Raw genomic sequence first — 19,277 nt, forward strand, 5'->3', positions numbered from 1 at the left:
TAGCGTTCGTATTTTCTGATTAATTATTTTGGTTCTTTGTATTCCCCCCGGATTTCACACTCCCATCCGCTTCCTGATACTTTGCCAAACCGGTTGCACATCGGGCGAAAGCTTACAATAAATAACGCTGCCGCCATACAACAAAATGAAGGCCGCACTGCGCAAAAACATACCCGTAAAGCCATGTATGTTTTTAAAACCAAAGTAACAGGCAGCGTAGCAACAAACCGCCACTATTATAGTATACAGGCTGGCAGGCGTAAAGGGCTGTAGTCTGAATTTCTTCCATAAAAAAACAATACGGATCAAATTGTAAATTATTCCCTGGGAGATTAGATTGGCTATTGCAGGCCCCAATATATCATATTGCCTGGTAAGGAAATAGGTAAGGGGCAGCATAAACACCAGTAATATGATGCCACTCACCAGTTCAAACCGCCAGTAGTTGGAGGTGCCAATGATCTGTGCATTAAGCCCGGTACCCAGATCAATTACCCTGGTGAGCCCCAGCAATACAAAAGCACTGAAGCCTGCCAGGTAGGCGTCTTTTAATCCTAAAGTATAAATGGCTTCTGTATAATTAAGTGTTAGCAATGCAAAAATTCCCGTAGCAAAAAGCAGCAGGTTAATGGATGAACGCTGGTAAATCTTTTGCAGCAACTCCATATTCTTATCTTTCCAGGCCCTGGATAAATGCGCGATAGAAGCCGCGATGATACCCCTTTGCGGCGCCTGTATTACACTGGTCATGATTTGCGCCAGCCCGAATATGCCCGCCTTGCTTAATCCATCGTCTAATACGGCAGCAATAACAAGCGAGTCAAACACACCCGAAAGGGTAAAAACGATCATACCCGAATACGCAAAAATGCAAAGTGAAACAATTTTTTTAAAGTACCGCTGGGTAACCTTGCTTCGTTTAAAAGTAAAATGGATCTGTTTAGTAACAATTAAATAGATAAACAGTACGATGGCGATACCGGGGAAGGTAAAGGCATACAGCTTTATGAATACACCAAAGCCGGTAATGGCATGAAAAATAAATAATACAATAAGCATTGTGGTAAACAGACGCCACAGTATTTCTTTTAAAAAGTTGGTGAGTACCGGCTTATGTATGCTCCAGGCATAGGATTCCAGTATGGTATATATAGTTAGTCCAAACCCCATGGGAAATATCCAGTAATAATAGGTAACAAGGTCGGGGGAGTTTTTTCCGAATTTACGGATCACCAGGTCTTTAAATATCCAGCCGGCAAGCATCACCAGCAAAAAACCAATGCAGCTTATAAGCAGCGCCCAGCTAATCATATCATTTTTACGGGCGGGAAGGTGGTGATTATAATAAGGATGAAACTTAAAAATATAAGAAGGCATGGCCAAGCTGGCAAAAGCTTGCATCATGGTGGCTATAGCAATAAAAATACTTGTTAACCCATACTGGGCGGGGGTAAACAGCCCTTCTTTAGTAAAAAAGTACACATTCAGCATCCCCACGGCAAAGCCTGTATATATTACTACGGAGGCTACAATACTTTGCCTTCTGATCATGCTCATACAGTAAAGATAATCCTGCAAAATAATAAAACGATTCCCGTTACATAAAACAGTGCATGTTAATGACCCGCGCGGGGGGTAACAAAAAAAATTCTACAGGTTTTAAGAAATACCTACTCCCGCATCCGCCCCTTCCATACCATTATCCAATGTCTTTTCAGGAACCTGCGCAAAACCTGTAAAAACGGTACTGTCATCTTTTAATCATTAAACTATTTTTTATGTCAATCAAAATGCAGGGCATGTGGCTCGTGAGCGTAAAGTCAAAATCGGCCGCATTTCCCCAACAGTTTAAAATTGAGGGCGCCGATACCGGCAACGGAACATACGCCGGTACGCCTGGGTCTCCGGAAATATTCGTAAACGGCAGTAACTGGTCTGTTACCGTGCAAAACAATCCCGGAACAGGGTTTATTCCCTCCGGCATGCAGATCACCTTTCCCGTTTCATCGGGCGGCTTTTACCGGTTCGATATTCAATCCAATGATGCCGGGGCAGATGAAGACTTTGATGATCTGATACTTACCTGCCGGACACCGGTTGATGCCAACGACTATATCATTTATGGCAATGTGAGTTACTATGAAGGTTTTTGCCTGTTCAATCCATGCAACAGGAGGTATATTGTAATAGATACCCTTGTCGCGTTAAAGGATGCCATGCTTAACCCGGCATTAAAAAAATTGATCGGCAGCTATTATCCATCCAGGGTAAAAGCGCTGGAAACAGTAGCGCTGAATCCACAACCACTACCACCTTCTCCCGGGGATCCCTTTACACCTATGGTCATTCCGCTAACGGAAGCCGCAGCTATTCCGGCAAAAGAAAGATTTACCGTTCGCAGCATACCGGATACAGTTCCGTTGGCAGGTGACTCCCGCGCTAAAAATGAAGGAGGATTTGTATTTAACAGGCTGGTCTCGGCACAGAAATCCATCGGTACAGCAGCAGGTATATCTTCCGTAAATATAGCAGACAAGCTCCGCTCCGATGCCATAACAATTGCAGATCGCTACCGTTTTTATTGCGAAAGCGGATCGCTGCCCAATGCTATATTAAACTTCCAGGAATACGACCGCAGTATGGGTGAATTATCGGGCGACCCCTATACCGGCAACGGAGAAAGAACCGACCTGGGCAGCTCATTTGCCGACCGCAACGGCAATTATATTTTCCGCTTTAAGGTTAACGCAACGGATATTATTGACGAAATAGAAACAGATACGGCTTCCGGTGAAACAACTACTGAACAGTCGGCTCCCGATGTATTGGTTCAGTTGCTCTGCCCTGGTTCCGCTGTGCCTGTTTTTGAATCTGCCCCTAACTGGAACATTGGACATTTAAGAAGGGTCAATATTTGTGTTCCTAAAACAAAGTCGTGCCTTATTCCCTTAGCATGCAACGGACAGCATATTTTGCAGGGCGTGGGAAATATTGTGCTGGGGCCGCCTACAGCTTCGGGTACACGGATAGGTTCCAATAATTTTCTTAACGATTTGGGCATTATTACCGCTTATGGAAGCGGGGCGCCCGGCGTACGTTGCGCCGCATGGAACGGCACCTTACAGTTAAGAGGCTGCCTGAGCAATAACGCGGTGAAATATTACCGCCTGTGGTACCGGCGTAATGCGCCATTCACCTTTTTCACGGCTTTCACCAAACCATTTTCATTACCACGGTTCCAGGGCATTAATGTAGTAGATACGCCTGTTTTTGACCTGGCAAAAGATGCCTACCTGAATGTGGAAACGGATACTACCTATAGCTGGCTTATTGCTTACCGCAACATAAAAGCAAGGATAGCTACCGGCGATTTTACAGCAGGCAGCTACATTTTCAGGATCCAGGGATTAGACGCCAGCCTTAACCCTGTGGCCGGAACGGAAGAAACCATTCCCCTGTATTTTGAAACCCAGGAAATAGCTGCGCAAATTGATCCTGAAATTACTATGGATGGCGTTGGACCTTTGGGTGAATGCGCCCTGTTTACATTGCCTGTGGTAAATGGAACTGTGGTGGAAGGTGCCGGGCTTACCGTAAAGTTTAAAGCGGTACATAAACCGGCATCTGCAACCGGCTTTATGAACAGTTATGGATTATCTATGGCCAAGGGTGCGGGTGGTTTTGTATTTACGCCGGCTGGCGCCCCCGCTAATTTTATAGCGCCGGGGATATTAGATGCCACTATAAACAGCGGAAGAAACTATGTACACGGTAGTGATTTGAATTGTATTACCTATTTCCGCGGAACGATCAATGAAGCTGCGGCAGATGTGGAAGGGTATTACACTGTTTCCCTGCTCCCCGCAACTGGTCACTGGCTGGAACCCGGTCAGCCTTTTTGCGCATTCGGCATTTCACTGAGCGGCTATCTGCGGTTAACCAACGGAGAAAGTGGCTACCCTTATTTCTCCGGCGGACAGGTATTAATTGGCATACAAAGACCTTAACCATGCTACAGAATGAATGGTTTCAACTTACGGTTTGTACACTGGCAACCTGGCGGCTTACGCACCTTCTTTCTAAAGAAGACGGGCCATTTGATATCATTTACCGGTTAAGGAAAAAAGCAGGAGCAGGCTTCCTCGGGAGCCTGCTCGACTGCTTTTATTGTCTTAGTATTTGGGTAGCCCTGCCATTTGCATATTGGATGGCATTCAACTGGGAAGTACTTTTGTTGCTGTGGCCGGCCATTTCAGGCGCAGCTTGTTTACTTGAACAGTTCAGCTCAAATAATACAGCCGGGGCCAATAAAACTATGTATTCAGAAGATTAAAAAATAAAACTATGTCGTGTTGCGGACAAAAAAGAAATGAAAACCGGCAGCAGGAACAGCGCCGGGCTGCGGGTGCTGTGTATAATTATACACCCCCTAAAATGTGGGAAGACGTGCAGTTTGAATACACGGGTAAAACAGCGCTCACCGTAAACGGTTCCATTACCGGCAAGCGCTATCGTTTTGAGCATACAGGCAGTAAGCTGGTAATTGATTACCGCGATGCGGCAGGCATGACGGGCATTCCGGTACTAAGGAAAGTAAAATAGCTGAAGCATGTGGAAATATTATGCCCTGCTCTCCGCCTTCTTTGCCGCGCTCACAGCCATTTTAGCAAAGATGGGCATTAAGGGAATAAGCGGAAATATAGCTACTGCCATAAGAACCATTGTAATACTTTTTGTGGCATGGGGCATTGTGCTGGCAACAGGTGAAATAAAAGCGCTGAAAACACTTACCAAAAACAACCTGCTGTTTTTAATCTTATCGGGTATTGCAACAGGGTTATCATGGATATTTTATTTTAAAGCACTGGAAACGGGAGATGTGTCAAAGGTTGCGCCTATTGATAAGCTCAGTGTAGCCATTGCCATAGGGTTGGCCTTCCTGATCCTGAAAGAACCGGTGGATATTAAAACCATTACCGGCGCCGGTTTGATTGTTGCCGGAACATTGGTGCTTATATGGTAAAAAGGGAGAGGAAAGTACCCTATCCGGATTTACGGCTCTACCCAGGCATCGCTTTCTTTAAGTAGTTTGATCAATTCTTCCACTGCTATACTACTGTCAACGGAACGCTTCACAACTTCTTTACCCTTATATAAGGTTATTCTTCCGGGACCGCTGCCCACATAACCAAAATCGGCATCGGCCATTTCGCCGGGACCGTTTACAATACAGCCCATAATGGCAATCTTAACACCTTTAAGGTGATTGGTAACTGCGCGTATTTTAGCCGTAGTTTCCTGCAAGTCAAACAGGGTTCTGCCACAGGAAGGGCAGGAAATGTATTCGGTTTTTGAAATGCGGGTACGTGTTGCCTGCAAAATAGAAAAGGCCGTACTGTTGATGAACTGCTCGGGACTTTTATTATCTACATAATTTCTGCCACTGGCATTCAGTTGCCCGTAGCTATTGGAAAGCAGCGCATAGCTGCCCGTAGTCATCCCCAAACAAATGCCATCGCCAAAACCCTCCAGGAACAATGCGCCGGTTTCGGTAGCAAAATGAATAAGATGTTCATCAGGGGTTTGCCAGTTGCTGCCGGTAATTAATATAGCAGGGTTCCGGATATCTTTTTCCAGCAGTTCCATAAACATACGCCGCACCGATTGCATCGCGTTTTTATTGGCGCTGCTTAATGCAAGTACAACTGTAGGGTCATCTTTAACTTTATCCAGGCTGTTCAAATCAAACGAATCGCCTTCATTAAAGCAGTTCAGCATTACTACATTTAATATCGTGCTTTTGTTTTGCCCGGCCGCGCTAAGGTATTCATCAAAAGAAAATAAGGGATAATATTTTTCTTTGTCTGAGCATTCCGGCCAGTTTTTTGCAGGCAGTATTACTTTTAAAGTACCTGGTAGTGCAAACGGCAATTCATTACCGTTAAGGAATATATAGTCGGCCGCCAGATCGCTTATGTTCCACTTATCCGATGCTTTATCATAGGTATACCCTATACGTTGTAAAGTGCCTGCTGTAATTTGACCTGCTTTACTTACATCTGCCACTACTACCGGAACGTGACGTCCGCCGATATGATTAACCACAAAAGTTTCCCGCCGTTTGTACCGGAAAGGTGAGTAGTGAGTAGTGAGGGGTGAGGGGTGAATGGTGAATGGTGAATGGTGAATGGTGAATGAGGCGGCACTGTAGCGTTTCACAATATCGCGGCACACGGGTATTTCAAACTCCGGGTCTTCGGTTAAGGATACCCGTATGGTATCGCCAATACCGTCTTCCAGCAAAGTACCGGTACCAACAGCTGATTTTATTCTGCCGTCTTCACCATCACCGGCTTCCGTAACACCAAGATGCAGGGGATAACATTCATCAAACTCATCGGCCATTTGCCGCACCAGCAGGCGGTAGGCCTGTACCATTACCTGCGGGTTACTGGCCTTCATGCTGAGCACAATATTGTGATAATTTTCATACCGCGCAATGCGCAAAAACTCCATCGCGCTTTCCACCATACCCATAGGCGTATCTCCGTAACGGCTCATAATACGGTCGCTCAGCGATCCGTGGTTAGTGCCAATGCGCATAGCCGTTCCGTATTCCTTACAAATTTTAACTAATGGTGTAAAACGTTGTTGTATCCTTTCTATTTCGGAGGTATAGGCCGAATCGGTGTATTCAATAAACTCAAACTTCTTTTTGTCAATATAATTACCCGGGTTCACCCGTACTTTTTCAACAATACGGGCGGCAATTTCGGCCGCGTTGGGTGTAAAATGTATATCGGCAATGAGGGGGGTATTGTATCCTCTTTTACGGAGTTCATTTTTAATGTTCAGCAGGTTTTCTGCTTCCTTTTTGCTGGGCGCCGTAATACGTACCATTTCTGCACCGGCCTCAATACAACGAACAGACTGCTCTACGGTGCCGGCAGTATCCATAGTGTCGGTGGTGGTCATAGTTTGCAGACGAATGGGATGAAAGTTGCCTGTAAGTAATCCACCAATATTTACTTCCCTGGTTTTTAGCCGTTTATATTCCGTTAAGGATTCACAATACCATTGCATAACATAAGTATATAATATATTATAATAAAACTGAGAGCAAAGGTAAACAAAACTAAGATGGCTGTTATCCGGACGCGATGGGTGATGAGCGCGGCAAATTTAAATCTCTTATATTGCGGGAGATTACCAGTGAGCCTTAGCAATTTATAACGGATTATACCGTTATGGAATTCCCGGGCTTTTTAATGACCTCCTTCCAAAACATACAGAAAATGCGCCAAATAAGCAATATAGTTGTGCCGGGGTATAGCATATTGATTTATGGGGTCAATTTTTAAGAGAAATAATTGGTTTGCATGATTTTATATAAATACCTTTGCATGATAATTTAAATTTGGTTATTAAATTATATTAATCTGTTATACTTAACAGGTTAATTTTTTATTTAATTACATTCGTTCACATTATTCTACTTCTGAAATTCACCCCTTGATCTAAAAGCTTTAAAGTCGCCTATATTTGTAAAAACCTTATCCGCACATGTTAGTAAATATCCCTGCTACTAATAAGATCACGATCTTAATAGTTGATGACCATAAACTGATCAGAGATACCTGGTCTTTTATTTTAAACAGCGATCCGCGATTTCAGGTAATTGCCGAAACCGATTCGGGGAAAACCGCTATTGAGCTTGCAGAAAACAATCATCCGGACATTATATTAATGGATATCAATATGAGCCCGATGAACGGTTTTGATGCCACAAAGGAAATCCGTAAAATATCTCCCGATTCCAGGATCATTGGCGTTTCTATGCATTCGCAGCCCGCTTATGCCAAAAAAATGCTGCAGGTTGGCGCAATGGGATATATCACCAAAAATTCGTCAAAAGAAGAAATGATTGGCGCTATCAGTGAGGTGGCACAGGGCAATAAATATATCTGCCACGAAGTAAAGACTATTCTTTCCGAGCAAATCTTAGAAGATACCGAGAAGCCGGATATTAACCTGTTATCGCAGCGCGAAGTAGAGATCATTGACCTTATTAAACAGGGTCAGTCTTCAAAAGAAATCGCGTTGGAGTTAAGCATAACGCTTAAAACGGTAGAGGTGCATCGCCACAATATTCTAAAAAAGCTCAACTTAAAGAATACGGCCGCGCTCGTGAATTTTATTAATACCGCCGGAATAGCATAGCCTCAGCAAAAATCCATTATTTTACATAGCAATATATTCCTGTTTAACTGTGGGAATTTTAATGCATTTTATGTATTAATTATGTTAATTATGCCGGTACTTTCTGTTACTACCATTCAAACCCATTTGCACTGGGAAGATAAAACCGCTAACCTGCGGATGTTAAAGGAAAAGATCATGGCCATACCGCGGCAAACGGAAATAGTGATATTGCCCGAAATGTTCAGCACAGGCTTTAGCATGTACCCGCAGGCGCTCGCCGAAAAAATGAACGGTCGTACAGTGGAGTGGATGCAAGCGGTAGCAGCACAAAAAAAGATCATCCTCACCGGAAGCATTATTATTGAAGAAGACGGACAGTATTTTAACCGTTTAATATGGATGCTGCCTGATGGCCATTATGGTTACTACGATAAGCGGCATTTATTTGCCTATGCCTCTGAAAATGAAAGGTATACTGCTGGTAAAAAAAGGCTCATCGCTTCCGTAAAAGGATGGAAGATAAACCTGCAGGTTTGTTATGACCTTCGTTTCCCGGTATGGGTGCGGCAGAAAAGCTACCCGCGGCAGGATGGAGCGGCAAACCTTCCCGAATATGATCTTATTATTTATGTGGCCAACTGGCCGGAAAGCCGCAGCCATGCCTGGAAAACCTTACTTCAGGCCAGGGCTATAGAAAATCAGTGTTATGTTGCCGGCGTAAACCGTGTGGGAAACGATGGCAATGGCATATACCATAGCGGCGATTCTATGATTGCTGACCCGCTGGGTGAAATCTTATATACACAGGCACACCAGGAAGACGTGTTTACTACCGTTTTACTTAAAGAAAAGTTGGAAGCGGTACGCAGGCAATTCCCTTTCTGGAAAGATGCCGACAGTTTTTTAATTGATCCCTGAACCAATTGTAAATAAATGAAGATAGCCTATACCAACTGCAGCATATACAGCGGCACTAAAAAAGAAACGGGCAAAGCCATCCTGGTGAACAATAATATAACAGAGGGGCTAATCAATGAAAAGGAGCTGCCGGCCGGGTATGTAATTAAGAACCTTGGCGGACTAAACATAGCACCCGCTTTTATTGATCTCCAGATCTATGGCGGCGATGGCAAATTATTTTCGGCCGAACTCAATACAGATGCTATTGCCGCTACTTACCGGTATTGCCTCAGAGGAGGTTGCACACAGTTTATGCTTACCATGGCCACTAACACTATTGAAAAATTTTTGAAAGGCATTGAACTGGTGAAAGCATACTGGCAGCAGGGAGGAAAGGGTGTGCTGGGATTGCATATGGAAGGGCCTTACCTGAATCCTGCAAAAAAAGGAGCACATATTCCCGAATGCATTAAAAAGCCAACCGTTGATGAAGTAGCCATGTTGCTGGAAAAAGGCAAAGGTGTACTTAAAATGATGACCATAGCACCCGAGGTTTGTGATGAGCAAATAATAAAGATGCTGATGGATAATGATATTATTGTTTCGGCAGGGCATAGTAATGCCACTTACGCGGAGGCTGTAAAAGGATTTGCGTTGGGAATTCCCGCTGCTACCCATTTATTTAACGCGATGTCGCCTTTTCAAAGCCGGGAACCCGGGCTGGTAGGTGCTGTGTATAATAACGATACCGTTAAAAGCAGCGTAGTTACCGATGGCGTGCATGTTGATTATGTATCGCTGCGCATCAGCAAAAAAATAATGGGTGAACGCCTGTTCTTTATAACAGATGCCGTTGCGGAAACCTCCAAAGGCGGATACCAGCATGTATTTAAAGGCGACCGCTATACACTTCCTAACGGAACGCTTTCGGGTTCCGCCTTAACTATGATGCAATCGGTAAAAAACGCGGTGGCGCATGCCGGCATACCGCTTGAAGAAGCGCTGCGCATGGCTTCCACTTATCCCGCGCAACTATTAAAAGCGCCTGCTGTTCCCTTAGGGAAAATAGAAGCGGGCTATGCCGCAGAGTTCGTGGTTTTTAATGATGCACTGGAACTGAAGGATGTGATTCTGGGCCATTATTAGAGGATTATTTCAACCCTTAAAGCGGTCTGAACCTCCTGCATCCGATGCCGGCCGCTGTTGAACAGGCGATTCGTTTCCCGCCGTATTACCGCACAATCTTCCGGACATAGCTGTTACCCGGTGTTCTGGCGGTTAAAAAATAAACCCCATTGCTTAAGCCCTGCAAGCCATCCATCATATAGCTGTACCTGCCGGGGGTACACTCCAACTGCTTCAGCATTATTGTTCTGCCATGCATATCCATGATGCAGAACTGAACGGTTTGCCGTTTATCGCTGTAAAAACTAATATCTAATTTATCGTTGAAGGGATTGGGGGCTACGGCAAGATTGAATTGTGTGTTGCTGCTGTCGCTAACGGCAAGCGTTTTACTGTAGCTGTATTTACCATCTGGAGAAACGATCTTGATCCTGTAAAACCGTTGTGCGGTTACCAGCGGTTCCTGGTCTGTATAACTAAAAAACTGTGATGCGTTATTAATATTGTATACTTTACCTATTGACTGGTAGGTTCCGTTAGCTTTGCCGGCAGCTTCCACTTCAAAATAGGCTATGCCCTGCTCGCTGTATTCCCAGGTTAATACCACCTGGTTATTATTGAGGCGGGATGTGAAATTGGCAATGCCGAAGGGGAGGACGTATTGGGCTGTCCACTGCTCTGTTGATAGACTATATAATCGCGGACTTACCGGGTCCCTGTTTTCATTTGAAATTAATACCCAGGTTGGTTTTACTGCTGTAATACTCTCAATTTGGCCAATAATACCTGCACTGCCCAAATCAATTTTTCTTTTATTTCCTGTTGAAAACAACTTATTCATTTCAGTAAACCCTGAAACTATCCAAAGTGCACAAGGATAGAGTTCTGCAAGAACATACTTATAACCCAAAATTATAACGATATTATCATTTGCTTTAGTAGCGCTCGTAATTAATATTCCTCCGGTATCAAAGCTTTCTAACTTTTGTGCTACATAGTCTCCCGGTTCAGCAGGAATTACATAATGACTTGTTGTATTTCCTATCCAGTTTTTGGTAAACAAATGCAACTGGCCATTATGATAGATCACAGCTTCGCAGTCAAAGTCAGTGTTATTGTTGCCTGTTGGTGAAAAATCAGTTTGGTCTTCGTATGAAAAATTAATAGCCTCTATATCTGCCCCAGAAACGGTACCTATCGCTTCGGTAATGTTGAAGATACTTTGTAAAGGAACCCGATAAAATTTAAGGTCTGTCCTGTTTCCATCAACATTATTTCCAAAATCACCCACATATATATAGGTGCCGTCTGTTGTAAGGTCTTCCCAGTCTACGTTGGTAGTACCTGCTAATGTAATGGTTTGAAGAATAGCACCACTTGTTGAATCCATCACATAAATAGCATGGGCATTCCCTCCATCATTCAGCGCATACAATTTGCCATTAATATGGATCATACCGCTTATTTCAGTGAGGGTTGCAGAAAGATCGGCTTTTTTGGTCAGGGAACCGCTTGCCGCATTATACGTACATGTTCCATTATTAACCGTGGCAGATGCCATATAGTTAGTAGCCAATGGATCCATACAACCCGGCACATCCTGTGCGCGGAGGGAATGGCTTGCTGTTATGCACAGCGCAAGCACAATAAAAATGATACGCATCATGATAATCGTTTTAGGGCTTCTTTTGTATATCAGAGGTAATTACCGCAGGTATTGGAAGTGTTATACAGGGAATGGCCTGATATTAAACTGAATGCAGCAAAATGCCGCTATAGTGTAAGATTAGAAGTAAAACATTGGGATAAGGGATTCGATTGGGATAATCAGATAGCTAAGGTAATTATTTTGTAATGATAAAAAAAGAAAGGCCGGTGTTATTCCTGTACTATCCCCGGTAACGTTCCAGTAAGATACCCTTCTCTGTTAGTACCTGCAGCATTTATTGCATTGCAGATGAATCTTTTATGATCTCTATCACCTTGTCCATTTTACCATCTCTGCCTTTTCTTACATTATCTACTGTGGGCGGCACGTACGTATCGGGCATTACGCCTTTACCGTCTTTAGGTGCGTGATGGTATTGTACCAGCCTGAACAAAGGCATCCTCACCTTCATTTTGGTTTCAGGCAATACTATGTCCGGAATGAGTATACCGCTGTTGCCATGCGCCCCGCCCCCGGCTTCTTCACCAACAAGCAGTACATTAGACTGACCTTTTACAGTGTGTGCAAACAGGGTGGATGCCGAAAATGTAGGGCCGTTGATCAGCACAAATACCTTTCCATTATAATGATTTTTTTTGCGGGGATGAAACACGTGCTTTTCCCAGTACCTGAAATGATACCTGCCATCCTCCCTTTTACTGGTAGTAAAAAAAAGGATCATCGAGTTAAGCCACCCCGAGCTGAAATAACGTTTGTAGCGCCCCAGGCTATTGTGCATTGCCGTGGCGGTATCGGCAACTTTAAAAGGCGTATCGCTAATGTAACGGGCAAGGGAGGTATAATTATTTACCTTGCCGCCGCCATTGGCGCGCAGGTCAATAACTAAGTTGGGCGTTTTTGCTTTACGAAGCTTCCGGAAGCTTTTCCGGTAAAAAGAAGGTAACCGTCCTTTGCTTCCAAAGCTGTGTATGGACATTACCGCCAATGCATGGGCGGTATCTGTTTTAAAGGATCTGAAATTTTCCCATTTAGCCGGTTTATCTTCAGGGTCAATTTGTTTATTCCTGTTCCGGATAAAAGTTCTTGCCAGGCTGTCGGTAGCCGGGTCAAACAAGGGAACCGTGCCTGTTCTTTCCACCCCGTTGCTGTCTATGTATCCCACTTCATATTTTTCAGACAATCCCATGATATTGCGGTGATAATAGGGAAATGCCGCGCTGAGCCGTATATAATTCACATTCTCCGCATACCCGTCTGTTGGCATAAACCGGAAAAGCGTATCGGCCAGTTGCCGCACATCAAGCCCGTTAATACGGGTAATTAATGTGCCTCTTTTTAAAACACTATCTTTTTTATTGAGGTTAGCGGTAAGCACCATCGTATCGGGCCATATTTTCATAAACAGCGGAAAAGAGGGCTGCGCATGCTCACGTTGCCGCCTGCTGTAAGCCCGGGGATAGTTAAAGCTGGTATGCCCGCAATGCACCCTGGTAGTAAGGGGGGCAAGTATGGTAAAGCCAAACTGTTGCCGCGTCATAGAGTCGGTAATGGCGTTATAGTATTCATCAAAATAATAGTCCATGCTGTCTTTGGATGTATACCAGTACAGTGCGGGGTGAAACCGCTCCATGATTTCGCGGAGCAGGGTATAATCTTTACGCAGGGCTTCGGCAGAAAATTTTTTACCCGGATCCATCGTTTTCCTGGCGGTTTGACAACTTACCGCAAATAGTATAAGGACAGATAACAGTAAACCATACCTAAACCTGTTTGCCATACCGGTAAAAATAGATTCCAAAATCCAAACGGAGGAGGAAAATGGGAAAAATGTGAAAATGTGCTGATTTGAAAATGGGGGAAATCGTTACAGGTTACAAGTTGCAGGGGCATCCTGGCGTTGGCGGCTCTCACCCTCATGCCTGAAACCTGAAACCTATTTAAACGCATTCCAGCCCTGGGCGGTTAGCGCATGTTTATTGCCCGACCGGGTAATAATATGCCTGCCTTCTGCCGCTTCGGTAATATAGCCAATTACGCTGATCTGCTCATTCAATACCAGCTTATCATAATCTTCCTGCTTAACGGTAAAAAGCAGTTCATAATCTTCACCCCCGCTTAACGCACAGGCTGTAGGGTCCATATCTAATTTAAACGCGAACTGCCGGGCTTCTTCCGCAATGGGTATCTTATCTTCATGCAGCACACAACCCACGTTGCTTTGTTTGCAAATATGCAGCAGATCACTGCTCAACCCATCGCTGATGTCCATCATGCTGGTAGGAAATATATCCTTTTCTTCAAAAAAACCAATGATGTCTTTTCTTGCTTCGGGCTTTAAGAGGCGGCGCAAAATATAGTCCTGGCTTTCCAGGTCGGGTTGTACGGAAGGGCTTTCGAGGAAAATCTTTTTCTCTCTTTCCATCAGCAATAAGCCTAAGTAAGCTGCTCCCAGGTCGCCGCTTACGCAAATCAGGTCGCCCTTTTTAGCGCCATCGCGCTTTACAAAACGGTCGGGCGCCACTTCGCCTATTGCCGTAACACTAATAATAAATCCCTTATTAGAGGTGGTAGTGTCGCCGCCTACAAGATCTACATTGTACTTTTCGCACGCAGCATACACCCCGTCATAAAACTCTTCCAGGGCTTCCACGCTAAAGCGGTTGCTGATGCCAATGCTCAGGGTTATCTGGGCGGGAGTAGCGTTCATGGCGTATATATCACTCAGGTTTACGATAACACTCTTATAACCTAAGTGCGTAAGCGGAGTGTATATCATATCAAAGTGAACGCCTTCAATTAACAGGTCGGTGGTTACCACAATTTGTTTACCAAAATGATCCAGTACCGCCGCGTCATCGCCTACGCTTAATATGGTTGAGGCATGATGTGTTTCATTGTTACGGGTAAGATGGTCAATTAACCCAAATTCGCCAAGTGATGCTATTTCTGTACGTGATGACATGAAAAAAAGTTAAAGATGAAAAAGTTAAAGAGGAGCGCAACAGTCCGCTCATCTTTCAACCGGGTTTATACTATTTCCTTCCGTTTATACAGTCCAGCAGTTCATCGTGTATTTTTCCGTTGGTAGCCAGTATCTGCGGCTGGTAGGGCGAATAATAATTACCGCTGAAATCGGTAACTTTTCCGCCTGCTTCTTCTACCATTAAAAAACCGGCGGCGCTGTCCCATGCTTCTAATTTGTGTTCATAAAAGCCATCGAACCTGCCAGCGGCAACCCAGCACAGGTCAATAGCGGCGGAGCCCAAGCGCCTTACCGGTATGCCCCTTCTTATCAGCGTATTAAAAACCTCCAATGGCCCGTTGGGTTCATCCAAAAGGCTGTAAGGAAAGCCGGTAACCAGGCAGGAGCTGGCCATATCCTGCTTGGCACTTACCTGCACAGGCTTATCATTTAAGGTGGCGCCTTTGCCTTTTTCGGCAACAAAAAGTTCATTGAAAAAGGGGTTGAATACCGCTCCCAGTATCATTTTTCCCTGGTATTCAACGGCTATGCTTACACAGCAAAGAGGAATGCCATTAGCGTAATTTACCGTTCCGTCTATCGGATCAATGATCCATTTATAATCGGAGTCCATTACAATTTCACCCACTTCTTCACTCAGGATAAAATGATCGGGATAGTTTTTTTTAATGATGCCGATAATGGCTTTTTCCGATGCATGATCTATTTCGGTTACTAAATTATTGATACCTGTTTTGTTGGAAATTTTAAACGCGCCGTTAAACGATTCCCGCATAATGGCGCCTGCCGCCGTAGCGGCTTCTAATAAAGTTGATTTTAACATCCCGCAAAGATAGGAACACAAAAAAGAATTATCTTTACCCTCAAACCTAAACACATTATTTATTATGGAATTATTTAAATCCGGTAATCCCACCCTGAGTGAAAAGATGTTTAAATCTACGCTAACGCTGGATAGCGAAGATGTAATGACGGTAAGGGGAACCTTGAATAAATTCGGCTTTCTTTTTTTAATGGTTATGGCCACTGCTTTTTTTAGCTGGTACAGCTTTGGCAAGGGTGTAGATGTAACCCCTTATATGTGGGGCGGCGCTATTGGCGGACTGATTGTGGCGCTGGTGATTGTTTTCAAAAAAACATGGGCGCCTTTCCTGGCTCCCGCCTATGCTTTATTAGAGGGCCTGTTCGTAGGGGCTATCTCGGCTTTTTATAATCATGCTTTTGAAACAACAGCTCCTTTTATCATTACCCAGGCCGTGGGATTAACTTTTGGCGTAGCCATTGCCATGTTCATATTATATAACATGCGCATTATCCGCGCTACAGAAACATTTAAATCGGTTATCATAACCGCTACCGCGGGTATCGCCATATTTTACCTCATCTCTATTGTACTCCGTTTTTTCAGTATTGATATTCCTTTCATTCACCAGGGCAGCACATTCGGAATTATTTTTTCCCTGTTTGTAGTGGCTATCGCCGCGCTTAACCTGATACTCGATTTTGATATGATTGAACGTGGTTCCGAAGCAGGCGCACCCAAATATATGGAATGGTACGGCGCTTTTGGACTGCTGGTTACCATTGTATGGCTCTACCTTGAAATATTAAGATTGTTAGCGAAACTTAACAGCCGCAAATAACGGCTCACCGGCATATACCATCACCATAACGGTTTACTTCATATAAATCAACCGCGGCTTATAACAGTCGCGGTTTTGTTTTACAATAACCCTGCTATCAGGCCTGTCCACCCGGTTTGATGGATGGCTCCCAACCCTTTGCCGTTATCGCCATGAAAATATTCATGAAATAAAATATAATTGGCAAAGTGAGGATCTGTTTGAAATTTATCATTGTCGCCATATATCGGCCGTTTGCCATTAACGTCTTTAAGGAATAGTTTTTTCAGCCTGCCAGACAGCTCCCGGCTTATTTCCAGCAGGCTAAGGTATTGACCGGTGTTAGTGGGATATTCCACTTTAAAATCATTGCCATAGTACAGGTGAAACTTCTGTAAGGATTCGATGATCAGATAATTAACCGGCATCCATACAGGACCCCGCCAGTTGGAGTTTCCGCCAAACAGCGGAACAGGCGACTCCGCCGGGCTGTATTGTATACTATGTATACTATAGGCTTCTTCGTTCTGGCTAAGCGTATACGGATGGTGTTCATGAAAGCGGGAAAGCGACCGGATACCATAGGGGCTGAGAAACTCGGTTTCATCAAGCATACGGTACAGGATTCTTTTCATGCGGTGTCCGCGAAGTAATGAAAGCAGGTGCATTTCATTATCGCCTTTTTCCTTCCACCTTGAAATGAGACTGGAAAGCTCCGGACGATGTTTCAAAAACCAGTTGAGATGACCGGTGAATTTGGGTTGATTTTGCAAAATGCTGTCATGCAATATTTCTACTGCAAATAAAGGGATGAGCCCAACCATGGAGCGTACCCGCAGTTTGATCTGTTTGCCATCCTGCATTTTTAATCCGTCATAATAAAAGGCATCCTCTTCATCCCACAATCCGCTGTCATTTTCTCCCATAACCGCCATGGCGCCGGCGATATACATGAAGTGTTCAAAAAATTTCGTTGCCATATCCTGGTAAACCGGGTTGGTTTCCGCAAGCTCCAGGGCAATGCGCATCAGGCTTAAACAATAAGCCGCCATCCAACTGGTTCCATCCGATTGCTCCAGTACTGTTCCGCCCGGCAGCTTTTGATTACGGTTAAACAGCCCTATATTATCCATGCCCAGGAAACCTCCTTCAAAAATATTGTTGCCGGTAGGGTCTTTCCGGTTTACCCACCAGGTAAAATTGAGCAGCAGCTTATGAAATACCGTTTCTAAAAAAGCGGTATCGCCCCTGCCTCCATTATTTTTTTTATCCCGTTCATATACGTTGTAAGCGGCCCATGCATGTACGGGCGGGTTAGCGTCACCCAGGGCCCACTCATAGGCGGGTAACTGCCCGTTGGGATGTATATACCATTCATGTGTTAGCAGCAGTAACTGCTTTTTAGCGAAGTCTGTGTCAACCAAAGCAAAAGTAACGCAGTGAAAAGCCAGGTCCCATGCGGCATACCAGGGGTATTCCCATTTATCAGGCATTGAAATAATATCCGCGTTATTCAAATGCTTCCATGTTTTGTTTCTTCCCGACAGCCTTCCGGCAGGAGGCGGGGGACCGGCAGGATCGCCTTTTAGCCATTGCCCAACGTCATAATAATAAAATTGCTTACTCCATAGCATACCCGCTAATGCTTGGCGTTGTACATTTTTTTCATCTTCGTCAGATATGTCTTTTTGAAGCCCCGCATAAAAAGTATCCGCCTCCAGTAAACGCTGCCGGAACAGTTCGTTGAAACCGGCAAAAGCCTCATCCATTTCCCGTGCCGCCAGGCGCAGGCGAATAACATGAGACTGGTTGCCTTCTACCGTTATATTATAATGAACAGCGGCTTTTGTTCCTTCCTTACCGCTATTAACCGCGGGCTCATGGTGTATGATGTAATCATTGATGCCATCTTTACAATATTTATTCCCGTCGTTGTAGCCGTATAGCTTTTTTGTGTTGGTTTCATTTTCACAAAACAGGAGCGCATGCCCGTTTTCACTATATAAACGAAACATTTTCATACGGGGGTGTCTCACCTCTATTACGCTTTTATCATTTGCAGCAAGTGATGGCTTTTCGTTGTTGTAATCCCATGACCAGGTATTGCGAAACCACAGCGCAGGTAACACATGCAGGGCCGCGGCCCGGGGCGAACGGTTGCAAACAGTGAGGCGGATAAGGATGTCATCCGTATCCGCCTTGGCGTATTCAATAAAAATATCAAAGTAGGCATCGTTGTTAAAGATGCCGGTATCTATAAGCTCAAACTCCGGCTCTAACCGGCTCCTCTTCTTATTTTCTTCTATAAGCTGCCGGTACGGAAATTCAGACTGCGGGTATTTATACAGCATTTTCATATACGAATGGGTAGGGGTAGAATCGAGATAGTAATACAACTCTTTTACATCCTCCCCATGGTTGCCTTCGTAGCCCGACAAGCCGAATAAGCGTTCTTTAATAATAGGGTCTTTGCCATTCCAGAATGCGGGTGCAAAGCATAATAATTGCTTATCATCACAAATACCGCCTAATGCTTCTTCACCCCAGCGCCATGCTTTGCTACGCGCCATTTCATGAGTAGTAAAAAGCCAGGGCTCTTCGTTGCCGCTGTAATCTTCCCTCACGGTGCCCCATTGCCGTTCAGATACATAGGGCCCCCACGTTTTCCATCCTTTTGTTTTCAATCGTTCCTGTTCTGCATTCATAATAATACGATAAAATGAACTGATGCTTCAGCCTGGCATTAAATAATTACTTTATGCTGAAGGTATTTTTA

15 protein-coding genes are annotated in these 19,277 nt (G+C 44.4%); 8 read left to right on the forward strand and 7 right to left on the reverse strand.

Annotation, left to right across the window (positions count from 1 at the left end):
• Nucleotides 1-54 precede the first annotated feature (54 nt).
• A complete protein-coding gene (locus tag VL121_RS10730; RefSeq protein WP_325405049.1) occupies nucleotides 55-1,551 on the reverse strand; it encodes a lipopolysaccharide biosynthesis protein in 1,497 nt (498 codons plus the stop codon).
• 227 nt (nucleotides 1,552-1,778) lie between these two features.
• Here VL121_RS10730 and VL121_RS10735 point away from each other — a divergent pair, with 227 nt between their 5' ends.
• The 4 genes from VL121_RS10735 to VL121_RS10750 are packed head-to-tail and all read left to right on the forward strand — an operon-like array spanning nucleotide 1,779 to nucleotide 5,023.
• Nucleotides 1,779-4,007 (forward strand): hypothetical protein, encoded by a 2,229-nt coding sequence (locus tag VL121_RS10735; protein WP_325405051.1) that lies wholly within the window; start codon nucleotides 1,779-1,781, stop codon nucleotides 4,005-4,007.
• 2 nt (nucleotides 4,008-4,009) lie between these two features.
• Nucleotides 4,010-4,333 carry a DUF1360 domain-containing protein gene (locus tag VL121_RS10740; protein ID WP_325405053.1) on the forward strand — a complete coding sequence of 108 codons (324 nt, stop codon included), beginning with the start codon at nucleotides 4,010-4,012 and terminating at the stop codon, nucleotides 4,331-4,333.
• 11 nt (nucleotides 4,334-4,344) lie between these two features.
• Nucleotides 4,345-4,602, forward strand: coding sequence for a hypothetical protein (locus VL121_RS10745; RefSeq protein ID WP_325405055.1), 258 nt, complete (start codon nucleotides 4,345-4,347; stop codon nucleotides 4,600-4,602).
• 7 nt (nucleotides 4,603-4,609) lie between these two features.
• Nucleotides 4,610-5,023: an EamA family transporter gene (locus tag VL121_RS10750; protein WP_325405057.1), complete on the forward strand. Its 414-nt coding sequence runs from the start codon at nucleotides 4,610-4,612 to the stop codon at nucleotides 5,021-5,023.
• 29 nt (nucleotides 5,024-5,052) lie between these two features.
• Here the strand turns inward: VL121_RS10750 and ispG are convergent, their stop codons facing one another.
• Nucleotides 5,053-7,083, reverse strand: a complete 2,031-nt coding sequence (gene ispG, locus VL121_RS10755) for a (E)-4-hydroxy-3-methylbut-2-enyl-diphosphate synthase (protein ID WP_325405059.1) — start codon at nucleotides 7,081-7,083, stop codon at nucleotides 5,053-5,055.
• Nucleotides 7,084-7,563: 480 nt separating this feature from the next.
• On the opposite strand from ispG, the gene VL121_RS10760 reads away from it, so the two are divergent.
• From VL121_RS10760 to nagA, 3 genes are all read left to right on the forward strand, one after another.
• Nucleotides 7,564-8,220 carry a response regulator transcription factor gene (locus VL121_RS10760; protein ID WP_325405061.1) on the forward strand — a complete coding sequence of 219 codons (657 nt, stop codon included), beginning with the start codon at nucleotides 7,564-7,566 and terminating at the stop codon, nucleotides 8,218-8,220.
• Nucleotides 8,221-8,310: 90 nt separating this feature from the next.
• Entirely contained in the window at nucleotides 8,311-9,120 is an 810-nt protein-coding gene (locus tag VL121_RS10765; RefSeq protein WP_325405063.1) for an amidohydrolase, read from the forward strand.
• Between the two features lie 15 nt (nucleotides 9,121-9,135).
• Entirely contained in the window at nucleotides 9,136-10,248 is a 1,113-nt protein-coding gene (gene nagA, locus VL121_RS10770; protein ID WP_325405065.1) for an N-acetylglucosamine-6-phosphate deacetylase, read from the forward strand.
• Between the two features lie 85 nt (nucleotides 10,249-10,333).
• Here nagA and VL121_RS10775 read toward each other — a convergent pair whose 3' ends face one another.
• The 4 genes from VL121_RS10775 to VL121_RS10790 all read right to left on the reverse strand — a co-directional run bounded on the left by VL121_RS10775 (nucleotide 10,334) and on the right by VL121_RS10790 (nucleotide 15,702).
• Nucleotides 10,334-11,893, reverse strand: a complete 1,560-nt coding sequence (locus tag VL121_RS10775) for a T9SS type A sorting domain-containing protein (protein ID WP_325405067.1) — start codon at nucleotides 11,891-11,893, stop codon at nucleotides 10,334-10,336.
• 277 nt (nucleotides 11,894-12,170) lie between these two features.
• Entirely contained in the window at nucleotides 12,171-13,673 is a 1,503-nt protein-coding gene (locus VL121_RS10780) for a S41 family peptidase (protein WP_325405069.1), read from the reverse strand.
• A gap of 156 nt (nucleotides 13,674-13,829) precedes the next feature.
• Nucleotides 13,830-14,858 carry a thiamine-phosphate kinase gene (thiL, locus tag VL121_RS10785; RefSeq protein ID WP_325405071.1) on the reverse strand — a complete coding sequence of 343 codons (1,029 nt, stop codon included), beginning with the start codon at nucleotides 14,856-14,858 and terminating at the stop codon, nucleotides 13,830-13,832.
• Nucleotides 14,859-14,928: 70 nt separating this feature from the next.
• Nucleotides 14,929-15,702: an inositol monophosphatase family protein gene (locus tag VL121_RS10790; RefSeq protein WP_325405073.1), complete on the reverse strand. Its 774-nt coding sequence runs from the start codon at nucleotides 15,700-15,702 to the stop codon at nucleotides 14,929-14,931.
• Nucleotides 15,703-15,766: 64 nt separating this feature from the next.
• Here VL121_RS10790 and VL121_RS10795 point away from each other — a divergent pair, with 64 nt between their 5' ends.
• Nucleotides 15,767-16,522, forward strand: coding sequence for a Bax inhibitor-1/YccA family protein (locus tag VL121_RS10795; protein WP_325405075.1), 756 nt, complete (start codon nucleotides 15,767-15,769; stop codon nucleotides 16,520-16,522).
• A gap of 80 nt (nucleotides 16,523-16,602) precedes the next feature.
• On the opposite strand, the gene VL121_RS10800 is transcribed toward VL121_RS10795, so the two are convergent.
• The gene (locus VL121_RS10800) at nucleotides 16,603-19,206 is read right to left on the reverse strand and encodes an MGH1-like glycoside hydrolase domain-containing protein (RefSeq protein ID WP_325405077.1); all 2,604 of its coding nucleotides are present in this window, start codon (nucleotides 19,204-19,206) and stop codon (nucleotides 16,603-16,605) included.
• Between the last annotated feature and the right edge of the window lie 71 nt (nucleotides 19,207-19,277).

Source organism: Agriterribacter sp., from assembly GCF_035497235.1.
Taxonomy (GTDB): domain Bacteria; phylum Bacteroidota; class Bacteroidia; order Chitinophagales; family Chitinophagaceae; genus Agriterribacter.

Excerpts from the sequence above, each read along its gene's own strand:
- nagA (WP_325405065.1), top strand. The coding sequence starts at position 9,136 with ATGAAGATAGCCTATACCAACTGCAGCATATACAGCGGCACTAAAAAA.
- thiL (WP_325405071.1), bottom strand. The coding sequence starts at position 14,858 with ATGTCATCACGTACAGAAATAGCATCACTTGGCGAATTTGGGTTAATT.
- VL121_RS10750 (WP_325405057.1), top strand. The coding sequence starts at position 4,610 with ATGTGGAAATATTATGCCCTGCTCTCCGCCTTCTTTGCCGCGCTCACA.
- VL121_RS10760 (WP_325405061.1), top strand. The coding sequence starts at position 7,564 with ATGTTAGTAAATATCCCTGCTACTAATAAGATCACGATCTTAATAGTT.
- VL121_RS10795 (WP_325405075.1), top strand. The coding sequence starts at position 15,767 with ATGGAATTATTTAAATCCGGTAATCCCACCCTGAGTGAAAAGATGTTT.
- VL121_RS10745 (WP_325405055.1), top strand. The coding sequence starts at position 4,345 with ATGTCGTGTTGCGGACAAAAAAGAAATGAAAACCGGCAGCAGGAACAG.
- ispG (WP_325405059.1), bottom strand. The coding sequence starts at position 7,083 with ATGCAATGGTATTGTGAATCCTTAACGGAATATAAACGGCTAAAAACC.
- VL121_RS10730 (WP_325405049.1), bottom strand. The coding sequence starts at position 1,551 with ATGATCAGAAGGCAAAGTATTGTAGCCTCCGTAGTAATATATACAGGC.
- VL121_RS10740 (WP_325405053.1), top strand. The coding sequence starts at position 4,010 with ATGCTACAGAATGAATGGTTTCAACTTACGGTTTGTACACTGGCAACC.
- VL121_RS10765 (WP_325405063.1), top strand. The coding sequence starts at position 8,311 with ATGCCGGTACTTTCTGTTACTACCATTCAAACCCATTTGCACTGGGAA.
- VL121_RS10735 (WP_325405051.1), top strand. The coding sequence starts at position 1,779 with ATGTCAATCAAAATGCAGGGCATGTGGCTCGTGAGCGTAAAGTCAAAA.
- VL121_RS10775 (WP_325405067.1), bottom strand. The coding sequence starts at position 11,893 with ATGATGCGTATCATTTTTATTGTGCTTGCGCTGTGCATAACAGCAAGC.
- VL121_RS10790 (WP_325405073.1), bottom strand. The coding sequence starts at position 15,702 with ATGTTAAAATCAACTTTATTAGAAGCCGCTACGGCGGCAGGCGCCATT.
- VL121_RS10800 (WP_325405077.1), bottom strand. The coding sequence starts at position 19,206 with ATGAATGCAGAACAGGAACGATTGAAAACAAAAGGATGGAAAACGTGG.
- VL121_RS10780 (WP_325405069.1), bottom strand. The coding sequence starts at position 13,673 with ATGGCAAACAGGTTTAGGTATGGTTTACTGTTATCTGTCCTTATACTA.